An 18,920-nucleotide genomic window follows, 5' to 3' on the forward strand; every position below is an offset into this window, starting at 1 on the left:
GTCGGTTTTCCGCTCGGGTCCACCGGGACGAACAGCTCTGAGGGGCATAGCGGCGGCTGCACGCTGCGCCAGCCCACCTCGGAGCTGGCTGACGACCATTCGCGACCGGAGTCGAGTTCGGTCAGGAGCGGCACCGAGCACGGTCGCGTCGTGCCGAGCCGGTCGACGCGCACCCGCGCGACGACCACCCGCGACGCGGCGGGAACGGAGATGCCGTCGGGGACGACGTAGGTCTCGTCGAGCTCGACAGGACCGAAGAGGATCCCGCCGAACGCCGGCTCCTCCCCCGCTGTCCGGGTGTCGGGGAACACCGGCCGGCCGACGTTGCGATCGAGCCATTCATTGCCCCCGACGACCACCGCGGTGAGGGGGAGGAGGAGGACCACGGCGACAAGAGCGAGGGCGTTGCGGCGCCACCACGCGCCGGTCACGGCAGCACCCACTCCGTCGCCTGCAGCTCGACCTCGTCGGCAGGCTCGAGCGCGCCGAGGTCGAAGGGCACCTCGACGAGCGAGTCGAGCCGCGTCTCGGTCTCGTCGATCGCCACCTGGAGCACCGCGGTACCCGTGCCGGCATCCGCGGGAAGCTCGAACGCGACGCTCCCCTGGCGCGGCAGACCGACGGCGAGACCGCCGCGCGAGATGGACGTCGGCCTCTCGCTGGCCCGGTAGGTCGCGCCGTCGACGAGGAGGACGACGTGGCCGAGCGTGGTGCCCTGCTCGGTCGTCCGCGACTCCGCCTCGATGTCGACGACGACCCAGTTGCCGTCGCCGTACCAGCCCGCCTGGTCGACCGCGGTCGCCCCACGCCTGACCTCGGTGACGGTCAGAGTGAACTCGCGTCCCACGATCTCCTCGTCGAGCGAGCCGGTGACGACGAACGGGGCTTGCACGGCATCGTCCGACGGGGTCAGGCGCCCCACGCCCCACGCCGCGACGACGAGGGTGATCCCGACGACCCAGACGAGCCACGGCTTCATCCTTCACCGTCCTCGCCCGCGTCGGCGCCCGCTCCGACATCGGTGACGTCGACGGTGAGCCGGGCGCCCTCGACCGGATTCGCCCACCATGTCCCGTAGGTGATGAGCTGACCGGTCTGCAGGGTGAAGTCGCGCAGATCGATCTCCAGCTCGTCGCCGTCCGCGAAAAGATCGGCGTCCACCGCCCAGGTGAGCACCAGCTCGGCGGGAACGCCGGGCTGCAGGAAGGGCGCCGTGTTGGCGTCATCGAATCGGGCGACGGCGGTGGGCGCCAGGTCTCCCAGCTGGTCGACGCGCACGGCCCCGGTGACGCCGCTCGCGTGGCCGGCCGGGAGCGCCCTGTTCCACAGGTTCTCCACCGTCACGACGAGAGCCAGCACGCGCGTGTCGGCCTTGTCCTCCTCGGCGATCGTGATCCCGGCTTCGGGCAGCTCGTCGATGAGCACGGCGCGCTCGACCGTCAGGGCGAAGGGGCCGTTCTCGTGGGTCTCTCCCGCTTCGAGGTCCGGCACGGGGGGCGCCGCGACGGCGTTCAAGCCTCCGAAGGCGGCGGTCACCGCGAGGAAGGGAACAGTCAGGATGCCGGTGAGCCACCCCGTCGGCACGCGGTCGGTCACGGCGCCCACCCATCCGGGCGCGCGCCGTGGCCGGGCAGGCGTCTGCGGCGCGGCGCCCGTACGGCCCGTGTCGGCAGCGGCGGGCGGCGGCGTGGTCACGCGCACATCCTATGGCGCGCGCCGCTACGCCGTCAGCGGACATCAGCCCTCGGGGGGACGCGGATGTCGGATGTCAGTGCCACTCTGATCTCATGCTCGGAACCCTTCTGCTCCGGTACCTCCGGAACTATCGTTGGCTGCTGCTCGGGGTGCTGGTCTTCCAGTTCGCCTCCGCCCTCGCGGCCCTCTACCTCCCGCGCCTGAACGCCGACATCATCGACAACGGCGTCACTCGCGGCGACATCGGCTACATCTGGTCGAACGGCGTGCTGATGCTCGTCATCGCCCTGGGCCAGATCGTCGCCTCCGTCATCGCCACCTTCTTCGCCGCGCGAGCCGCCATGTCGGTCGGCCGCGACATCCGCCGCGACGTGTTCGACAAGGTCAGCGGGTTCTCCGAGCGCGAGGTCGCGCAGTTCGGCGCCGGCTCCCTCATCACCCGCAACACGAACGACGTCCAGCAGGTGCAGATGCTGGCAATGATGGGCGCGACCATGCTGGTCACCGCTCCCCTCCTGGCGATCGGCGGCATCATCATGGCGCTGCAGCAGGACGTCGGGCTGAGCTGGCTGATCGGCATCTCGGTGCCGACCCTGCTCGTGATCGGCATCCTGATCATCAGTCGCATGGTGCCGCTCTTCCGCAGCTACCAGGTCAAGCTCGACAACGTGAACCGCATCCTCCGCGAGCAGCTCACGGGCGTGCGGGTCGTCCGCGCGTTCGTCCGCGAACGCATCGAGGAGGAGCGCTTCCGCGGGGCGAACACCGACATCCTCGTCGTGGGCCGCAAGGTCGGCTCGCTCTTCGTCCTGATGTTCCCGCTCGCGATGCTCGTGCTGAACGTCACGGTCGTCGGCGTCATCTGGTTCGGCGGCATCGAGGTCGATCAGGGCAACGTCGACATCGGCACGCTGTTCGCCTTCATGCAGTACATCGGTCAGATCCTGATGGGCGTCCTCATGGCGACCTTCATGACGATCATGATCCCGCGCGCGGCCGTCTCCGCCGATCGCATCGGCGAGGTCCTCGCCGTCGAGGGCGGGCTCGTGAAGCCCGCGAACCCGGTGAGCGTCTTCCCGACCCCGGGGTCGGTCGTCTTCGACGACGTGAGCTTCACCTATCCCGGAGCCGACTCCCCCGTTCTCGAAGGCATCTCCTTCCGCGCCGACCCGGGTGAGACGGTCGCCATCGTCGGCTCGACCGGCGCCGGCAAGACCACGCTCGTCTCACTCATCCCGCGTCTGTTCGATGTGACGGGCGGCTCGGTCGCCGTTGCGGGCGTCGACGTGCGCGAGGCCGACCTCGACGCCCTCTGGCAGGGCATCGGAATGGTGCCGCAGCGGCCCTTCCTGTTCACCGGGACGATCGCCTCGAACCTCCGCTTCGGCCGCGAGGAGGCGACGGATGCCGACCTGTGGCACGCGCTCGAGATCGCGCAGGGGCGCGACTTCGTGGAGGAGATGGACGACCAGCTCGGCAGCCGCATCTCGCAGGGCGGCACGAATGTCTCCGGCGGGCAGCGTCAGCGCCTGTCGATCGCCCGCGCCATCGTCCACCGTCCCGAGATCCTCGTCTTCGACGACTCGTTCTCGGCGCTCGACCTGACGACGGATGCGAAACTCCGCCAGGCGCTGTGGCGAGAGCTGCCCGCGGTGACGAAGATCGTCGTCGCCCAGCGCGTGTCGACGATCACCGACGCCGACCGCATCGTCGTCCTCGACGCCGGGAGGATGGTGGGCGTCGGCACGCACGAGGAGCTTCTCGCGACGAGCACCACCTACCGGGAGATCGTCGAATCACAGCTGGGGGTGGACGCATGAGCGGCACGGAGAAGACGCCGACGAAGACGCCCCGCGGGCGCCGGAACGCGGGTGCGCCCACCGCGGCGCCCGAGCTGACCGACGAGGAGAAGCTCGAGCTCGAACTCGCCGAGCAAGCCCGCCAGAACAGCGGCGACTGGGACTCGGTCGCCCCCGGCAAGGCGTCGAACTTCGGCCCGAGCTTCATCCGGATGATCGGGCTCCTCGCCCCGTTCAGGTGGGTCTTCGCCCTCGTGACGCTCGCGGGAGCCATCGGGGTCGTCCTCGCGGTCGCCGCCCCGAAGATCCTCGGTGAGGCGACGAACATCATCTTCGAGGGCGTCCTGTCGAACACCCTCGGCGCGCGCCCCGAGTTCGCCGGGCTGACGCAGGCGCAGACGGTCGAGGCGCTCCGCGGCGCCGGTCAAGCTGAGCAGGCGAACATCGTCGAGGCGATGGCGAACTACGCGCCCGGCGCCGGCGTCGACTTCAACGCGCTCCGGGTCGTGATCACCTGGGTCCTCGTCATCTATGTGGCATCCGCTGTGCTGACCTGGCTGCAGGGCTACGTCATCAACGTCATCATGGTGCGCACGATGTGGCGCCTGCGTGAAGACGTCGAGGCGAAGCTCAATCGTCTGCCGCTGTCGCACTTCGACCGGGTGCAGCGGGGCGAGCTGATCTCCCGCGTGACCAACGACATCGACAACATCACGCAGACGATGCAGCAGTCACTGTCGGGTGCGCTGACGGCAGTGCTCACGGTCGTGGGCGTGCTCGTCATGATGTTCTCCATCTCGTGGCAGCTCGCGATCGTCGCCCTGATCTCTCTGCCGCTGATGGCCGTCATCTTCGGTGTCATCGGACCCAAGTCGCAGAAGGCCTTCGGCTTGCAGTGGCGCAAGGTGGGGCGCCTCAACGCGCGCGTCGAGGAGTCGTTCTCGGGCCACGCGCTCGTCCGCGTCTTCGGGCGCGAGGCCGACGCGCGGGAGAAGTTCCAGGACGAAAACGAGGAGCTCTACCAGGCCGCGTTCAAGGCCCAGTTCCTCTCCGGCCTGATCATGCCCGGCATGACCTTCATCGGAAGCCTCACCTACGTCGGCATCGCCGTGCTCGGCGGTCTGATGGTCGCGAGCGGTCAGCTGCGCCTTGGCGATGTGCAGGCGTTCATCCAGTACTCGCAGCAGTTCACGCAGCCGCTGTCGGAGCTCGGCGGCATGGCGGCGGTCGTGCAGTCGGGCACGGCGTCAGCGGAGCGGGTGTTCGAGCTGCTCGACGCCGACGAGCAGGACGCCGACGACGATGACGCGCCCGCTCTCGCGGCCGGCAACGGCGTGATCGAGTTCGAGAACGTCAGGTTCTCGTACACGCCCGAGCACCCCCTCATCGGCGATCTCTCGTTCCGGGTGGAGCCGGGGCAGACGGTCGCGATCGTCGGCCCGACCGGGGCCGGCAAGACGACGCTCGTGAACCTGCTGATGCGCTTCTACGAGCTCGACGGCGGGCGCATCCTGCTCGACGGGCAGGACACCGCGATGCTGACCCGCGATGACGTCCGCTCGCGCACCGGCATGGTGCTGCAAGACCCGTGGCTGTTCGCTGGGACGATTCGCGAGAACATCCGCTACGGCCGGAGCTCCGCGATAGATCAGGAGATCGAGGACGCGGCGGTGGCGACGCGTGTCGACCGTTTCGTGCGGTCGCTGCCCGACGGTTACGACACCGTGCTCGACGAGGACGCTTCCAACGTGTCGGCAGGCGAGAAGCAGCTGATCACGATCGCGCGGGCGTTCGTCGCGCAGCCGGCGGTGCTGATCCTCGATGAGGCGACGTCGTCGGTCGACACCCGCACCGAGCTGCTGCTGCAGCACGCGATGGCCGCCCTCCGCGAGGGCCGCACGTCGTTCGTCATCGCCCACCGGCTCTCGACGATCCGCGACGCCGACCTGATCCTCGTGATGGAGCACGGCGACATCGTCGAGAAGGGCACGCACGACGAGCTCATCGCTGCGGGCGGCGCGTACTACCGCCTGTACCGGTCGCAGTTCGAGCAGGCGCACGCCGACACCGAGGCCGTACCGGTCGGAGCACCCGCCGGCGACGGCCACGCCGCCGGCGCTCCGGCATCCGAGGAGGCGACGACGGAGGGGACAGGCACAGCTTTCCCCCGCGCGGAATAATCCCGCGACCGAAGACGGTTGCGCCCCGTATGAGCCTTTACGAACCCGCCGTCTTCGGCGCCCTCGAGCTGTCCAACCGCGTCGCCATGGCGCCGCTCACGCGCACCCGCGCGACGGATGCAGGTGTGCCCACCGACATCATGGTCGAGCACTACCGCCAGCGTGCGGGCGTCGGCCTCATCATCACCGAGGGCACGTGGCCGGTCGCCGAGGGCAAGTCGTACCTCGGGCAGCCCGGCATCGAGACCGACGCGCACGTCGAGGGCTGGCGCCGCGTGGCCGACGCCGTGCACGCCGAAGGCGGAACCATCGTCATGCAGCTCATGCACGGCGGTCGCGTGTCGCACCCTGCCGTCTCGGGTGTCGATCGGGTCGTCGGCCCCAGCGCCCTCGCCGCTCCCGACCAGGCGCGCACCGCGACGGGCAAGGTCGACCTGCCGGTCGCCCACGAGCTGTCGCTCGATGAGATCCCGGGCGTCGTGGCGCAGTTCGTCCAGGCGGCGCGCAACGCGATCGCCGCCGGCATGGACGGAGTCGAGGTGCACGGCGCGAACAGCTACCTCGTGCACCAGTTCCTCTCCCCCGAATCGAACATCCGCAGCGACTCCTACGGCGGCTCGCCCGAGAACCGCGCCCGCTTCGGCGTCGAGGTCACCCGCGCGGTCGCCGAGGCCGTCGGGGCCGACCGCACCGGCATCCGCCTGTCACCGCAGCACAACATCCCCGGGGTCTCCGAGAGCGACGACGCCGATGCCCGCGCGACGTACACCGCACTCGCCGAGGGCCTCGCGCCGCTCGGCCTCGCGTTCGTCGACGTGCTGCACGCCGACCCGAAGAGCGCCATCGTCCAAGGCATCCGTCACTCAGCTGCCGCCCCGGCCATCCTCAACTCGGGGTTCGGCACCGTGACCACCCGCGAAGAGGCCGAAGAGCTCATCCTCGAGGGATGGGCCGACGCCGTCGCCGTCGGGCGCCCCGTGATCGCGAACCCCGACCTCGTGTCGCGGTGGGAGCAGCGCGCCGAGCTGAACGACCCGCGGCCGGAGCTGTTCTACGGCTCGAGCGCCGAGGGGTACACCGACTACCCGTCGCTCGACGAGGTGCGCTCCGCCACCCGATGACGTAGTGCTCCTCCGGCGCGCCCCGCAAGGGGGAGCTCTCACGTGGCGATCCGTAGCCCGGTGCCGATAGGTTTGGCCGGTCAGCGGGCTACGGATTCCACGGGACGGCGCCGCTCTCGATCACACGGGTCGAGCCGTTCGCACGACGGGGGAACCATGTCAGATCCACAGCAGCCGGATGCCGCCTCGACGCCGCCCGAGGGCACGCCGCCGAGCTCGACGCCCGATCCCGGGCAGCCGCAGACCGACCAGCCGCACGCCGGCTCGGCCCCGGCCGACCAGCCGCACTCCGACTCGAGCGATGTTCCCCCGGTTCCGCCCGCCACGAGCCCGCCGCCCGCGTACGGCGCCCAGCCCGGCGACGGCGCCCCGCAGCCGCCCTACGGCGAGCAGCCGCAGCCGCCCTATGGCCAGCCCGCCAGCGCACAGCCCGCGGGTGCGCAGCCGCCCTACGGCCGGCCGCCGTACGGCCAGGCCGGCGGAGCACAGCCCCCCTACGGCCAGCCCGGCGTCGGACAGCCCTACGGCCAGGCCGGCGGCGCACAGCCCCCCTACGGTCAGGCCGGCGGCGCACAGCCCCCCTACGGTCAGGCCGGATACGGACAACCGCCCTACGGGCAGGCTCCGTACGCGCAGCCGTACGGCCAGGCACCGTCGTCCGTTCCGTCCGGCCCGGTGACCCGCAACATCCTCGGCGTCGTCGGTCTCGCGATCGCCGCCGTCGGCACGATCCTCGGATGCATCCCCGGCATCCAGTTCCTCGGCTGGCTCCTGCTCCCGGTGGGGTTCATCCTCGGACTCATCGGCGTCTTCCAGAAGAACAAGACGAAGTGGGAGAGCATCACCGCGATGGTGGTCGCCGTCGTCGGTTCGATGATCTCGGCGATCATCGCGGTCGTGCTGTTCTTCGCCACGGTCAGCTCGTCGATCGCCGACAACCCGTGGTCGGACGGCTACCCCGACTCCCCCGCCACCGCGGCGCCGATCGACCCGCCGGCGGCGGCAGAGGTCATGCCGTTCTCGACGCCCATCGCGGGTGACCAGTGGGAGGTCCGCCTCGACAACCTCACGACCGACGCCGAGGCGCTCGTGACCGAGGCGAGCCCGATCAACGTGCCGGCACCTGCGGGTGAGCAGTGGATCATCCTCGATCTCACCGCCACCTATGTCGGAACGGGCGACACCGTCTCCGGCCTGGTGCAGGTCGAGTACGTGACGGCCGACGGCACCGGCATCTTCTCGTGGGAGAACTTCACTGCCGGCATCGAGCCGATGTTCGGCCTGAAGAGCGTGGGCCCCGGCGAGAGCGACTCGGGCAAGCTCGTCTTCCTGGTGCCCGACTCTCTCGACGGCACGTTCCGGGTCACTCCGGGCGTGCTCGCCAACCCCGTCGAGCTCGCGCTCCCCTGATACGGCGTGCCCCCGTCACCGGCTGACGGGGGCACGACATCAGCCGGCGGAGATCTGCCGCCTGACCTCGTCGATGGTCGCCAGAACAGACACGACCTCGTCGTGCGGATGCAGCGGCGATTCGATCAGCCCCTCTCCGACGTACGAGGCGAACGCGGTCGCCTGATAGGCGAGACCGTCGTGGACCTGCGGCAGAGCGTCGTCGCGCCACTCCTCCACCTGCTCGCCCTCGGCCGTGTGCACCGTGACGCGCACCCCGCTCGGGCCGTAGAAAGGGCTGAGGATGTCGAGGCGTCCCCGGGCGCCGAACACGGATGCCTCGACGGGCGTCACGGCGTGGAAGGTCGTGGTCAGGGCGGCCTGCGCCCCCGTCGCCGCTTTCAGGGCGATCGTGGCGCTCGAGTCGACACCGGTCGGGGCGACTGTGCCGACCGCGACGACCTCGGCCGGGGGCCCGATCACGGACGACGCGAACGAGACGATGTAGACGCCGAGGTCGAGCATCGCTCCCCCGCCGAGCTCCGGGTTCCACATGCGACTCCCGGCATCGAACTCGACGAGCGAGCCGAAGTCGGCCCGAACGAGGGCGACGTCGCCGAGAAGCCCCGACTCGAGCACCTGACGCAGCACGTCGGCCTGCGGCAGGTAGCGGGTCCACATGGCCTCGGCGACGAGGACGCCCGCGGCTCGTCCGGTGGCGAGGATCTCACGGGCGTCGTCTGCCGAGAGGGCGATCGGCTTCTCGATGAGCACGTGCTTGCCGGCCGCGATCGCAGCCAGCGCCTGCTCCCGGTGCAGCGGATGCGGGGTCGCGACGTAGACGACGTCGACCTCATCGTCGGCGAGCAGGGCCTCGAGCGACGCGTGCACGCGAGGAATGCCGTGCGCGTCGGCGAAGGCGCGGGTCTTCGCGGCATCCCGTGCCGTCACGGCCACGGCGCGCTGGGCCGTGTGCGCGTGGATGGCGTGCACGAAGCGGTCGGCGATCCCGGTGCCCACGATGCCCCAGCGGAGGGCGGGGACGGCGGCGGGATCGAGCAGGCGCGGCGACGGGATGAGAGAGGTCATTCCGCGATCCTCTCGGACGAACCGGCCCGCCGTCGACCCGTGCGGGCGAATCCGTGCGACGCCGGCTCAGGATGCTGCCGCGTCGGGCTCCGTCCGCAGCTCGCGGCTGATGGCGCGAAGGCCCGTCTCGAGCGCCTGCAGCTCGTCGACCGTGAGGCGGGACAGGACGTCGGCGCCGAGTTCGGGCCGGGCGGCCATGAGCTCGCGGACGACGGCGCGGCCGAGATCGGTCGCGTGGATGCGGCGCACCCGCTGGTCGGCGGCGTCGGCCTCGCGGGTGACGAGGCCTCCCGCGACGAGCCGGTCGACGAGTCGCGTCATCGAGGGCATCGTGACACCGAAGATCTGGGCGAGACCGGCGCCGGTGGCGCCCGCCTCGGTCGTGACGACGACGCTGAGGGCGCGCAGCTGCGGGAGCGTGAGATCGGTCGTCAGCAGCGGCGCGAGCACGCGCGGGATCGAGCGGACGGTGATCGCGATCGACAGCGCTTCGATGTCGGCGATGGCGCGTTCGCGGGCGTCGGAGGGCATGACCTCACCGTAAAGCCATAGCCGATCCCTCGAGAACCTTAGTTAGCCCAAAGCTAACCTTTTGCCCATGACCTCTTCGATCCTCTCCCCCGCAGATGAGACCCGCCTGAGCGCCGCGCGCGAGGAGTACGCGCGAGAACGCGACCGCCGCATCCGCCCCGACGGCGCGCGCCAGTACCGCAGCGCCGCGGGGGCGTTCGGCTACTACGCGAAAGACCCCTACACGCCGTGGGCCGAGCGCGAACCCGTCGCCGACACCGTCGACGTTCTCGTGATCGGCGCCGGCTTCGGGGGTCTCCTCACGGCCGCGCGCCTGCGCGACGCGGGCGTCTCCTCCCTGCGCCTGATGGACGAGGCGGGCGGCGTGGGGGGCACCTGGTACTGGAATCGCTACCCCGGCGTCCGGTGCGACATCGAGTCGTACGTCTACATGCCCCTCCTCGAGGAAGTGGGCTACATCCCCACCGAACGCTACGCCCGCGGCGAGGAGATCCGCCGGCACGCCGTCGCGATCGCCGAACGCTACGACCTCCTCCGCGAGGCTCTCTTCCAGACCCGCGCGACCTCGCTGACCTGGGATGACGACGGCGACTGCTGGCTGGTCGAGACCGACCGCGGCGATCGCCTCGCGGCGCGATTCGTCGTGACGTCGTCGGGCACCCTCACACAGCCCAAGCTCCCCGGCATCCCGGGGATCGAGTCGTTCCGGGGGCACACCTTCCACACGAGCCGGTGGGACTACGGGTACACCGGCGGCACGCCCGACGGCGGCCTGACCGGGCTCGCCGACAAGCGGGTGGCCGTCGTCGGAACGGGCGCGACGGGCCTGCAGGTGGTGCCGCACGTGGGTGAGGATGCCGCGGAGCTGATCGTCTTCCAGCGCACCCCCTCGACGGTCGACGTCCGCGACAATCGTCCGACGGATGCCGCGTGGGCGGCGTCGCTGCAGCCCGGATGGCAGCGGGAGCGCATGGAGAACTTCCTCGCTGTCCTGGCGGGCGAGCCGGTCGAGGAGAGCCTCGTCGACGACGGGTGGACCACGACCGTCTCGCTGCAGCGGCAGATCCTCTCGGGAGCGGTCGACACGTCCGTCCCTCCCGAGGAGCGCGAGCTCCGTGACGAGCTCGCCGACCTCGACACGATGGACCGCATCCGCGCGCGCGTCGCGGCGACGGTCGACGACCCGGCGACCGCCGCGGCGCTCATGCCCTGGTACCGGTACATGTGCAAACGTCCGGGCTTCAGCGACACCTACCTGCCCACGTTCAACCGTCCGAACGTGCGGCTCGTCGACACCGCGGATGCCGGCGGCATCACCCGCATGACCGAATCGGCGATCGTCGTCGGCGACGTGACCTACGAGGTCGATTGCGTCATCTTCGCGACCGGGTTCGACGTCGGCATCTCGGGCGTCATGTCGGGCACGCTCCCGGTCACGGGAAGAGGCGGCCGGTCGCTCCTCGAATCGTGGGCGCGCGGGCCGCGGACGCTGCACGGCTTCACGTCGCACGGGTTCCCGAACCTCTTCCACCTCAGCGGCATCCAGAACGCGAACTCGGTGAACTTCGCCCACATCCTCCTCGAGCAGGCCGAGCACATCGCCGCGGTCATCGCCCGCGGAAGTGACGCAGGGGTGCGCCGCATCGAGCCGTCCGCGGAGGCCGAGGAGGCCTGGGTCCGCACCGTCCACGAGACGGCCGCCGATCCGAGCGCGTTCCAGGCGGCGTGCACGCCCGGCTACTACAACGGTGAGGGCACGAGATCGATCGGCGGCGCGTCATATAGCCCTGGACCGATCGCGTTCCACCGCCTGTTGCGCGAGTGGCGGGCGGCGGGCATGTCCGATGTGCTCGTGGGTGCGGAGGAGGCCGCCACCCGCTGACGGGCGCCGCCCCGTCAATGGTCGACGAGGACGCCGAGCGCGTTGAGCTCCTGCCTCAGGGCGGGCGCGATGTGCTCGGCGAACTCGACCGTCAGGTGCGTCTGGTCGTACTTCGTGGGGACGTCTCCCGCGAACGGCGGGCAGACGTTCTCGGCGCACGTGAACGGCAGCGACGACAGTGCGTGGTCGCCACTCTTCGCCGCCGCGGCCCGGGAGGCCGCCTCCATCGACCGCCACGTGCCGTCCACGGCGCTGTCGCAGGCCTTCGGTGACGACGAGGGCGTGTAGCAGGCCGAGAGACTCACGCCGTGAGGAGGCGGAGCGAGGGAGAGCAGCCTGCCGGGCAGCCCGTACGTCGCGGCCTCGCGCTGCTGAGCGGCGATGAGCGCTTCGGCCGACAGGTCGTCGCCGTCGAGGGTGTGCCCGAGCGTGAACGCGTTCGACATCACGACCAGGTCGGGCTGGTCGGCGAGGATCATGCCCCGCACCGCGGCCTTGCGCTGCTGACAGCCGGCCATGACCTGCGGATCGTCGTTCTCGACGAGCACGTCGGTGAAGCGGCATCCGTACATGCCTGCGGCGGTCACGCGGATGCGGCCGTCGCTGTCGTCCGCGATGCGGCGGAACGCCGGGGCGTAGGCCATCGCGGTCGAGTCGCCCACGATGTAGACGTGCACGGGCGCGTCGGCCGGCCCCCACGAGCACGAGCCCGGGTCGGGCTCGCTCGTCGGCGAGAAGCAGCCCTGCGCCGGGTTGGCCCCCGACGACGCCGCCATGACGCGGTCGAGCGAGGGATGCAGCTCGGGCCACGTGTCGGCATCGACGGCGGCCGCGAGCTCGGCCTGGAGCGCGGCGAGCGGGTCTCGCGCGGGCGCGCCGGGGTCTGTCGCCGCCTCCGGCGCAGGGGCGGCCGGTAAACCGATCCGCGGCCCTAGACCCGAGCTCGTCGCCCAGAGCGCCCCGACCAGCACGACGGCGACGAATCCGGCGGTGGCGAGGAAGACCTGCCCGGCGAACCTCTCGCGCCAGGCCGCCATCCGGTCGACCGGCTCGGCAGCCGTGGCCGAGGGCGCAGGAGCAGCCACGGGAGCGGCAGGCGCGTCGAGCGCAGCGGACTGGGGCCGCTGCGGATGGCGCAGCGCGGGCGCGGACCCGTGCGCCGCCGGGCGCGCCGACCCCGGGAAGTACCGCGTGCCCGGAGTCCATCCCGGCGGCCGCGTCGGTCCGGCGACGGACGGAGAGCCCGAAGCACCCGAAGTACCCGAAGCAAGCGCAGCACCCGGGGCGACCGGCGCATCCGAGACACCCGAAGCGCCCGGGCCGACCAATGCATCCGAGGCACCCGAAGCACCCGAGACACCCGGCGCACCAGAAGCACCCACCGCATCCGAGGCGAGCGCGGCCCTCGGAGCGGGCCGCGGCATGCCCCCGAGGAAGGGCGCGTAGCGGAGGGGCTGCTCGACGATGAGGTACGACGCGAGGCTGAGGGCCGCGGTGGCGCCGAGCACGATCCACAGGTCGACGCCCGTCGGGGGCAGCAGCACGCCCGCGAACACGATGACGGGGAAGTGCCACAGGTACAACGAGTACGACATGTCACCGAGGAAGACGGCGGCGGGGTTCGTGAGCGGGAACAGGTGCCGGTGGCGGGGGTCTCCGGTCGTTCCTCCCGCCAGCACCAGGCACGTCGCCGCGACGGCGACGGCCGCCCACGGCGCGGGGAACCCCGCACCCTCGGGATCGATGACGACGATCGACCAGGCGATCCCGGCGACGCCGGCCCACTGCAGAGCGCCGCCGAGGGGGCGGGGCATCCGCCGCAGGAACGGCACGAGCACCGCGATCAGGGCGCCGGCGGCGAGCTCCCACGCGCGGGTGAGCGTCGAGAAGTACGCGAGGGTGGGTTGCGCCTCGGTCTGCGCGAGCGCCCAGCCGAACGAGGCGGCGCCGATCACCACGGCCATTCCGGCGACGGCGGCCGTCAGCCGGCGGCGGGCGGGAAGGACGAGCAGGGCGAGCGCGAGGAGCCCGGGCCACACGAGGTAGAACTGCTCTTCGACCGACAGCGACCAGAAGTGCTGGAGGGGTGAGACGGCCGCGGCGGCCGCGAAGTAGTCGGTGCCCTGCGCGGCGAAGTTCCAGTTCGAGGCGAACACGGCCGCCCAGACGGCATCCGCCATCGTCTGATCGGCGCGGAGCCGGTTGAAGGCCACGAACGAGACGGCGACCGTCACCCCGAGCACGAGGAGCGCCGCCGGCAGCAGCCGTCTCGCACGACGGGCATAGAACGCCCCGAGAGCGATGCGGCCGCTTCGGCGCGTCTCGCCGAGGAGCATGCCGGTGATGAGGAAGCCCGAGATCACGAAGAAGACGTCGACACCCATCACGCCGCCGGTCGGCCAGCCGGCGGCGTGTGCGCCGATGACCGCGAGGACGGCGAGGGCGCGGAGGCCCTGGATGTCGCGGCGCGGAGCGGAAGCGGCGGGATCGGTGCTCATGAGGGGCGGCCGAGAGTGGCCGCCGAAAAGTCTACGGGACCGCTCCCACCCCTCAGCGGGGCGGTCAGCCGACCCGCGAAGCGGTCAGGAGCGCGGGAACGGCAGCGACGCGGCCGGCCACGTCGATCCGCGGAACTTCGCGACGTTCTCGCGCTGCTGCTGCACGGCGTCGAGGGCATCGGTGCGGAACGCGGTGGCGACCACGACGTCGCGCCAGTACTCGTCCCAGCCCTCATAGGCCGCGAACGCCTTGGCCGCGATCTGGTCGAGCAGCGCCCACGCCTCGTCGGCCGTGAGGTACCCGGCGACGTATGCATAGCGGATGCCGCCGATCGCCCGCTCGACATCGGCGGCGAGCAGTAGACGCGGCGGGTGCTCGGCCGTCCCCCGGGCGAGGTCGAGCACGTCGAAGACGGGGATGTCCGCGAGCGATGCGACGCGCGACATCATGTGGTCGGCGGCGTCGCTCTCGGCGACGTCCTCGAAGCGCTGGGAGAGCGGGCCCTTGTTCAGCATGTCGGCGGCGAGCATCTCGGCATCCGCTTTGGACACGATCTTGAACTGCTCGTCGAGTCCGCCCCGCAGCTGGCGCATCGAGGCGATGGGCAGCGCGAACCAGGGCGAGCCGTCGTCGCCGTCCTTGTAGCGCGCACGCATGTCGGCAGGCAGCTCGGCGTAGCTGGGCGTGAACGCGAGAGACGAGTTCCAGCCGCGCATGCCGTAGTCGCTGACGGCGTCGAGAGCGAGAATCTGCTGCTGGTGCAGCGTGAGGGCGCGGCGGCCCGACTTCTGGAGGTACTGCTGCTGCGCCCGGCGCGGGGCGCGCGCGTCGAAGAACGACATCGCGGTGGCGGCGACAGCGAGGCCGATCGCCATGGCGAAGCCGAAGGCCGCGAAGAAGGCGAACGTGTCGCCCGCCTCGATCAGCGGCCCGACGGCGACGAGGCCGGCGATGCCGAACGGCAGGGCGACGGCGGTCACGATCAGCGCGCGACGGGTGCGCTCCCGTTTGTCGGTGCGACGCCGCGCATCGAGCACGGGCACATAGCGGCGCCGCGGACGCACCGGGAACTCTTCGTCGCCCGGGTGGTTCTGCAGGCCGTGCATGACGTCACTCACACGGATCATCTTGGCATCCGATCGCCTCGGGAGCCGCGGCGACATCCACTCCCTTCGCCGGGCGGCCGGTCAGGCGAGGGCGACCATCTCGGCGCTCCTGGTCCACAATGCGCGGGCGAGGGCGTCATCGGTGGCGAGGCGGTGCGTCTTCGTCACCCGGTCGCGCTCGTAGTACGCCCCGGGCAGCCAGTCCTCGCCCGGGCGCCCACCGGCGAGATGCACGAGGCGGGCACCGCCCTCCTCGGTCGTCGTCAGCAGCCGCCGGGTGAGGGGGTTGTGGTAGATGAAGCGGAACGGTCCGGGCACGTTCGAGGCGAACTGCGTCGCGACGACGCCCGGGTGAAAGGCTGCCGCCGAGATGCCGTCCGGCCCCCACTGCCGCTGGAGCTCGCGCGTGAAGAGCACGTTGGCGAGCTTCGCGTTGCCGTAGGCGGTGCGCCCGCTGTATTTGCGCGCAGCGTTCAGATCGTCGATGTCGAAGCGGGAGAACAGCCGCGCGGCCGCGCTCGATGTCTGGATGATCGAGGCGCCACTGTCGACCAGGCGCCCCCGGAGCAGGTTCGTCAGCAGGAACGCGGCGAGGTGGTTCACCTGGAAGGTCTGCTCGAAGCCGTCTCCGGTGACGCGGCGAGCGCCGAAGATGCCGCCGGCGTTGTTGGCGAGCACGTCGATGCGGGGGTATTCGGCCAGGAGCTCGTCGGCGAGGCGGCGCACCTGAGCGAGCTCGGAGAAGTCGGCGAGGTGGTGCGGCATCCCCAGTTCCCTGGCGAGGGACGCCGTCTTCTCGGGCGAGCGCCCGACGAGCACGACGCGGTCGCCACGGGCGACGAGCTGACGGGATGCCGCGGCGCCGATGCCGTCGCTGGCGCCGGTGATGACGATGGTTCGCATGATGTCCTCGGGCTCGGGAAGTGGGGGGTCAGAACTCGTCGACGTAGCGGAGGCCGAAGTGCTCCTCGGTGTCGCCGATGGCGCGTTCGTCGACAGTCACGTCTTCGGTGGCGATCACGACGGTGACCTGCGGGGTGATGAGCACGTCGACCGTGCGATTTCCGACCACGACAAGCCGGACGAAATCGCCGCCGGCGCGGAGCGCGGCGAGAATGAGGGCGCGGATCTCCTCGACGGGCTGGCGGTGGGCCAGCTCGAAGCGCGCGTCGTTGATGTGGACGGTGGTCCGAGTCACCCTCTGCGCGTGGTTCATTTGGGCAACCGTAGGCCCTCTCCCTTTGAGCGGGCCGCCTCTTGACATGCCGCCGCCCGGGAGTGGCTCGCCCGCGCGGGCGCCCGCGAGGGAGATCAGCGCAGCGCGCGACGGTACCGCCGGCGTGCGACGAGCTGCGCCAGGCGCAGGAGCGGGTGGACCTGGCGCCAGAACCCGCTCGGCGCGGGCGCGGTGAGCGACCGCAACGTCAGGAAGACGGCGTCGCCCGAGCGGTGGACGATGAACGCCTCTTCTCCGGCGACCGGGTGCCCGGGGAGGGTGCGGTAGGTGTAGCCGACGCGGTTCGGCCCCTGGACGACCGCCACGACGATGACCGGTTCGCGCACCGTGACCGGTCCGATGCCGGCGGTGATCGCCAGCTGCTCCCCCGCGACGACCTCGTGCGCGTCGTCGACACGGAACCCGCTCCGGGTCTTCACACCCCACCGGAGCAGGTCGCGCGAGGCTCTCCGCCAGAGCTCCTCGCCGTGTCCGATCAGCGTCGTGCTCTCCGCGCGCCGGAAGGGCGCCGTCTCGCCGGGCTCCCAGTGCTCGGATGCCGGTGAGGTCGACGGGCCGGCGTCGGGGTCGGCGGGCAGGTGGCCGCCGGCGGATCGGTGAGGCCGTCGCATCATCGCTCTGCGCAGGCGCGCCGGATGCGGTCGACGATGAGGACGCGCGCGGCGCGACCGGCGCGCGTCGGGAGGAGCGGGAAGACGTGCACGAGGCCCTCGCGTTCGACGTACTCGACGTCGACGCCGGCGTCTCGAGCCGCAGCGACGAACAGCCCGGCGTCGGGGTTCAGGACGTCGCGGGTGCCCGAGAACACGGTGATGGGGCCGAGACCGGCCAGGTCTCCGTTCACGGGGCTGACGACGGGGTCGGTGACCTCGAGCGAGCCCCGCCACGACTCGACGAAGACCGATGCGCCTCCCGACGCCAGCCACGGGTCCGTCGGTTCGATCTCGGGGATGCGAGGGTTCGAGAACGTGAGATCGACCGCGGGCGAGATGGCCACCGTGCGTGCGAGAGCGATGCCGTGCCGGTCGCGCAACTGCAGCGCCGCCGACAGGGCGATCTGACCGCCCGCGGAGTCGCCCGCCAGCACGGCCGGCTCGCCGCTCTGGAGACGGTCGAGCACGATCTGCGTCACGCCGTCTGCGGCGCCCGCGGCGGTGCCGTAGGGCACGAGCGGGTAGATCGGCACGGTGACGGTGGTGTGGGACTCGGCAGCGATCTGCGCCGCGAGCCGCCAGTGCTGCGGAAAGATCTCGTGAACCCATCCCCCGCCGTGCACGTAGACGACGTGTCCGCGCGGCCGGCCGCGCCGGGGCGTCAGCGTGTAGACCGGCCACCCGTCGCCCGTCCGTGAGGCGACGATGTCGACGTCGGCGCCCAGCCGCGTCGGCGGCGCGTAGGACACCGGACGCAGGGCCCGCTCGCGCATCCGCTCGCGGGCCTTCTCCTCGCTGGCGAAGACGGCTTTGGCGTTCGTCAACCGGAGGACGATGGGAACAAGGCCCTCGGGGACGATCACGACGGCGGTCTCCTTCGTCAGGCGGTCAGCGCGGGTTCGCAGCCGTGCTGGCCATCCTACGGAGCGGGTGTCAGCCGCTTCGCGCCGCCGTGGTGGAGAAGCCGCCCCGAGGCGAAGAAGACGCCTCAGGCCATCGCGGCGTCGACGGCGGCGGCCACGTGGATCGCCGCGGTCGGGAACACCGGCACGGCGAGGTCGGCCTGGCACAGCAGGAGCTCGATCTCGGTGCAGCCGAGGATGATGCCCTCGGCGCCCTGTTCGACCAGTCGGTCGACGATGCCGCAGTAAGCGGTCCGCGACTCGGGCGACACGACGCCGTGGACGAGCTCGTCGAAGATCACCCCGTGAACGATCGCTCGATCCGCGGCATCCGGAACGACGACCTCGATGCCGTGCGCAGCCAGCCGCTCGCGGTAGAAGTCCTGCTCCATCGTGAAGGCGGTGCCGAGGAGGCCCGCACGACGGATGCCGCGCTCGGCGATCGCGGCGGCCGCGGCATCGGCGATGTGGAGCACGGGAATGTCGACGGCCGCCTCGATGTCGGCGATGACCTTGTGCATGGTGTTGGTGCACAGGACGATCATGTCGGCGCCGCTCGCCTCGAGGCGGTGCGCGCGCTCGGCGAGGAGGGCGCCCGCGGCGCTCCAGTCGCCCTGGCGCTGCATGTCGGCGATCTCGGCGAAGTCGACCGAGTCGAGGAGCACGGGCGCCGAGTGCAGGCCGCCGACGCGCTCGCGGACGTGCTGGTTCGCGAGCCGGTAGTACAGCTCCGTCGATTCCCAGCTCATGCCGCCCAGCATCCCGATGGTCTTCATGACCGCCTCCTTCGCTCCTCTCCGATCATCCCGACGCGGAGACGTGCGGTCTACGCCATAG

At 71.2% G+C, this 18,920-nt stretch carries 16 protein-coding genes; 5 read left to right on the forward strand and 11 right to left on the reverse strand.

The genetic code is table 11. The features are described 5' to 3' along the window. Positions 1-427: 427 nt before the first annotated feature. A complete protein-coding gene (locus ACJJV7_RS10045; protein ID WP_405375173.1) occupies positions 428-979 on the reverse strand; it encodes a hypothetical protein in 552 nt (183 codons plus the stop codon). Further along, positions 976-1,695 (reverse strand): hypothetical protein, encoded by a 720-nt coding sequence (locus ACJJV7_RS10050; RefSeq protein WP_405375171.1) that lies wholly within the window; start codon positions 1,693-1,695, stop codon positions 976-978. The genes ACJJV7_RS10045 and ACJJV7_RS10050 overlap by 4 nt, the downstream gene beginning before the upstream one ends. A gap of 92 nt (positions 1,696-1,787) precedes the next feature. Here ACJJV7_RS10050 and ACJJV7_RS10055 point away from each other — a divergent pair, with 92 nt between their 5' ends. The 4 genes from ACJJV7_RS10055 (at position 1,788) to ACJJV7_RS10070 (ending at position 8,205) form a co-directional block, all read left to right on the forward strand. Then, complete coding sequence (locus tag ACJJV7_RS10055; RefSeq protein WP_405375169.1) at positions 1,788-3,515, forward strand: ABC transporter ATP-binding protein; 1,728 nt, start codon at positions 1,788-1,790, stop codon at positions 3,513-3,515. Next, entirely contained in the window at positions 3,512-5,674 is a 2,163-nt protein-coding gene (locus ACJJV7_RS10060) for an ABC transporter ATP-binding protein (RefSeq protein WP_405375167.1), read from the forward strand. The genes ACJJV7_RS10055 and ACJJV7_RS10060 overlap by 4 nt, the downstream gene beginning before the upstream one ends. 29 nt (positions 5,675-5,703) lie before the next feature. Then, complete coding sequence (locus tag ACJJV7_RS10065) at positions 5,704-6,795, forward strand: alkene reductase (protein ID WP_405375165.1); 1,092 nt, start codon at positions 5,704-5,706, stop codon at positions 6,793-6,795. Between the two features lie 156 nt (positions 6,796-6,951). Next, the gene (locus tag ACJJV7_RS10070; protein WP_405375163.1) at positions 6,952-8,205 is read left to right on the forward strand and encodes a hypothetical protein; all 1,254 of its coding nucleotides are present in this window, start codon (positions 6,952-6,954) and stop codon (positions 8,203-8,205) included. A 39-nt stretch (positions 8,206-8,244) separates the two neighbouring features. On the opposite strand, the gene ACJJV7_RS10075 is transcribed toward ACJJV7_RS10070, so the two are convergent. Both ACJJV7_RS10075 and ACJJV7_RS10080 read right to left on the reverse strand, forming a co-directional pair. Beyond that, a complete protein-coding gene (locus ACJJV7_RS10075) occupies positions 8,245-9,273 on the reverse strand; it encodes a Gfo/Idh/MocA family protein (RefSeq protein WP_405375161.1) in 1,029 nt (342 codons plus the stop codon). 66 nt (positions 9,274-9,339) lie between these two features. Then, on the reverse strand, positions 9,340-9,804 hold the full coding sequence (locus tag ACJJV7_RS10080) for a MarR family winged helix-turn-helix transcriptional regulator (RefSeq protein ID WP_405375159.1): 465 nt from the start codon (positions 9,802-9,804) through the stop codon (positions 9,340-9,342). A 67-nt stretch (positions 9,805-9,871) separates the two neighbouring features. Between ACJJV7_RS10080 and ACJJV7_RS10085 the strand changes: the two genes are divergently transcribed. Continuing rightward, on the forward strand, positions 9,872-11,686 hold the full coding sequence (locus ACJJV7_RS10085; RefSeq protein ID WP_405375157.1) for a flavin-containing monooxygenase: 1,815 nt from the start codon (positions 9,872-9,874) through the stop codon (positions 11,684-11,686). Between the two features lie 14 nt (positions 11,687-11,700). Here the strand turns inward: ACJJV7_RS10085 and ACJJV7_RS10090 are convergent, their stop codons facing one another. The 7 genes from ACJJV7_RS10090 to ACJJV7_RS10120 all read right to left on the reverse strand — a co-directional run bounded on the left by ACJJV7_RS10090 (position 11,701) and on the right by ACJJV7_RS10120 (position 18,859). Further along, entirely contained in the window at positions 11,701-14,184 is a 2,484-nt protein-coding gene (locus ACJJV7_RS10090; RefSeq protein ID WP_405375155.1) for an acyltransferase family protein, read from the reverse strand. An 84-nt stretch (positions 14,185-14,268) separates the two neighbouring features. Further along, complete coding sequence (locus tag ACJJV7_RS10095) at positions 14,269-15,312, reverse strand: DUF1266 domain-containing protein (protein WP_405375153.1); 1,044 nt, start codon at positions 15,310-15,312, stop codon at positions 14,269-14,271. Positions 15,313-15,372: 60 nt separating this feature from the next. Further along, entirely contained in the window at positions 15,373-16,194 is an 822-nt protein-coding gene (locus tag ACJJV7_RS10100; RefSeq protein ID WP_405375152.1) for an SDR family NAD(P)-dependent oxidoreductase, read from the reverse strand. A gap of 28 nt (positions 16,195-16,222) precedes the next feature. Next, positions 16,223-16,489: a hypothetical protein gene (locus ACJJV7_RS10105; protein WP_405375150.1), complete on the reverse strand. Its 267-nt coding sequence runs from the start codon at positions 16,487-16,489 to the stop codon at positions 16,223-16,225. Between the two features lie 113 nt (positions 16,490-16,602). Next, a complete protein-coding gene (locus ACJJV7_RS10110; RefSeq protein ID WP_405375148.1) occupies positions 16,603-17,142 on the reverse strand; it encodes a DUF1990 family protein in 540 nt (179 codons plus the stop codon). Beyond that, positions 17,139-18,044, reverse strand: a complete 906-nt coding sequence (locus ACJJV7_RS10115) for an alpha/beta hydrolase fold domain-containing protein (protein WP_405375146.1) — start codon at positions 18,042-18,044, stop codon at positions 17,139-17,141. Before ACJJV7_RS10115 ends, ACJJV7_RS10110 begins: the two co-directional genes overlap by 4 nt. Positions 18,045-18,169: 125 nt before the next feature. Beyond that, on the reverse strand, positions 18,170-18,859 hold the full coding sequence (locus tag ACJJV7_RS10120; RefSeq protein WP_405375144.1) for an aspartate/glutamate racemase family protein: 690 nt from the start codon (positions 18,857-18,859) through the stop codon (positions 18,170-18,172). Between the last annotated feature and the right edge of the window lie 61 nt (positions 18,860-18,920).

The organism is Microbacterium sp. Ld4 (genome assembly GCF_045066555.1).
In the GTDB taxonomy this organism is placed as follows: domain Bacteria; phylum Actinomycetota; class Actinomycetes; order Actinomycetales; family Microbacteriaceae; genus Microbacterium.

Excerpts from the sequence above, each read along its gene's own strand:
- ACJJV7_RS10045 (WP_405375173.1), bottom strand. The coding sequence starts at position 979 with ATGAAGCCGTGGCTCGTCTGGGTCGTCGGGATCACCCTCGTCGTCGCG.
- ACJJV7_RS10055 (WP_405375169.1), top strand. The coding sequence starts at position 1,788 with ATGCTCGGAACCCTTCTGCTCCGGTACCTCCGGAACTATCGTTGGCTG.
- ACJJV7_RS10060 (WP_405375167.1), top strand. The coding sequence starts at position 3,512 with ATGAGCGGCACGGAGAAGACGCCGACGAAGACGCCCCGCGGGCGCCGG.
- ACJJV7_RS10065 (WP_405375165.1), top strand. The coding sequence starts at position 5,704 with ATGAGCCTTTACGAACCCGCCGTCTTCGGCGCCCTCGAGCTGTCCAAC.
- ACJJV7_RS10070 (WP_405375163.1), top strand. The coding sequence starts at position 6,952 with ATGTCAGATCCACAGCAGCCGGATGCCGCCTCGACGCCGCCCGAGGGC.
- ACJJV7_RS10075 (WP_405375161.1), bottom strand. The coding sequence starts at position 9,273 with ATGACCTCTCTCATCCCGTCGCCGCGCCTGCTCGATCCCGCCGCCGTC.
- ACJJV7_RS10080 (WP_405375159.1), bottom strand. The coding sequence starts at position 9,804 with ATGCCCTCCGACGCCCGCGAACGCGCCATCGCCGACATCGAAGCGCTG.
- ACJJV7_RS10085 (WP_405375157.1), top strand. The coding sequence starts at position 9,872 with ATGACCTCTTCGATCCTCTCCCCCGCAGATGAGACCCGCCTGAGCGCC.
- ACJJV7_RS10090 (WP_405375155.1), bottom strand. The coding sequence starts at position 14,184 with ATGAGCACCGATCCCGCCGCTTCCGCTCCGCGCCGCGACATCCAGGGC.
- ACJJV7_RS10095 (WP_405375153.1), bottom strand. The coding sequence starts at position 15,312 with ATGATCCGTGTGAGTGACGTCATGCACGGCCTGCAGAACCACCCGGGC.
- ACJJV7_RS10100 (WP_405375152.1), bottom strand. The coding sequence starts at position 16,194 with ATGCGAACCATCGTCATCACCGGCGCCAGCGACGGCATCGGCGCCGCG.
- ACJJV7_RS10110 (WP_405375148.1), bottom strand. The coding sequence starts at position 17,142 with ATGATGCGACGGCCTCACCGATCCGCCGGCGGCCACCTGCCCGCCGAC.
- ACJJV7_RS10120 (WP_405375144.1), bottom strand. The coding sequence starts at position 18,859 with ATGAAGACCATCGGGATGCTGGGCGGCATGAGCTGGGAATCGACGGAG.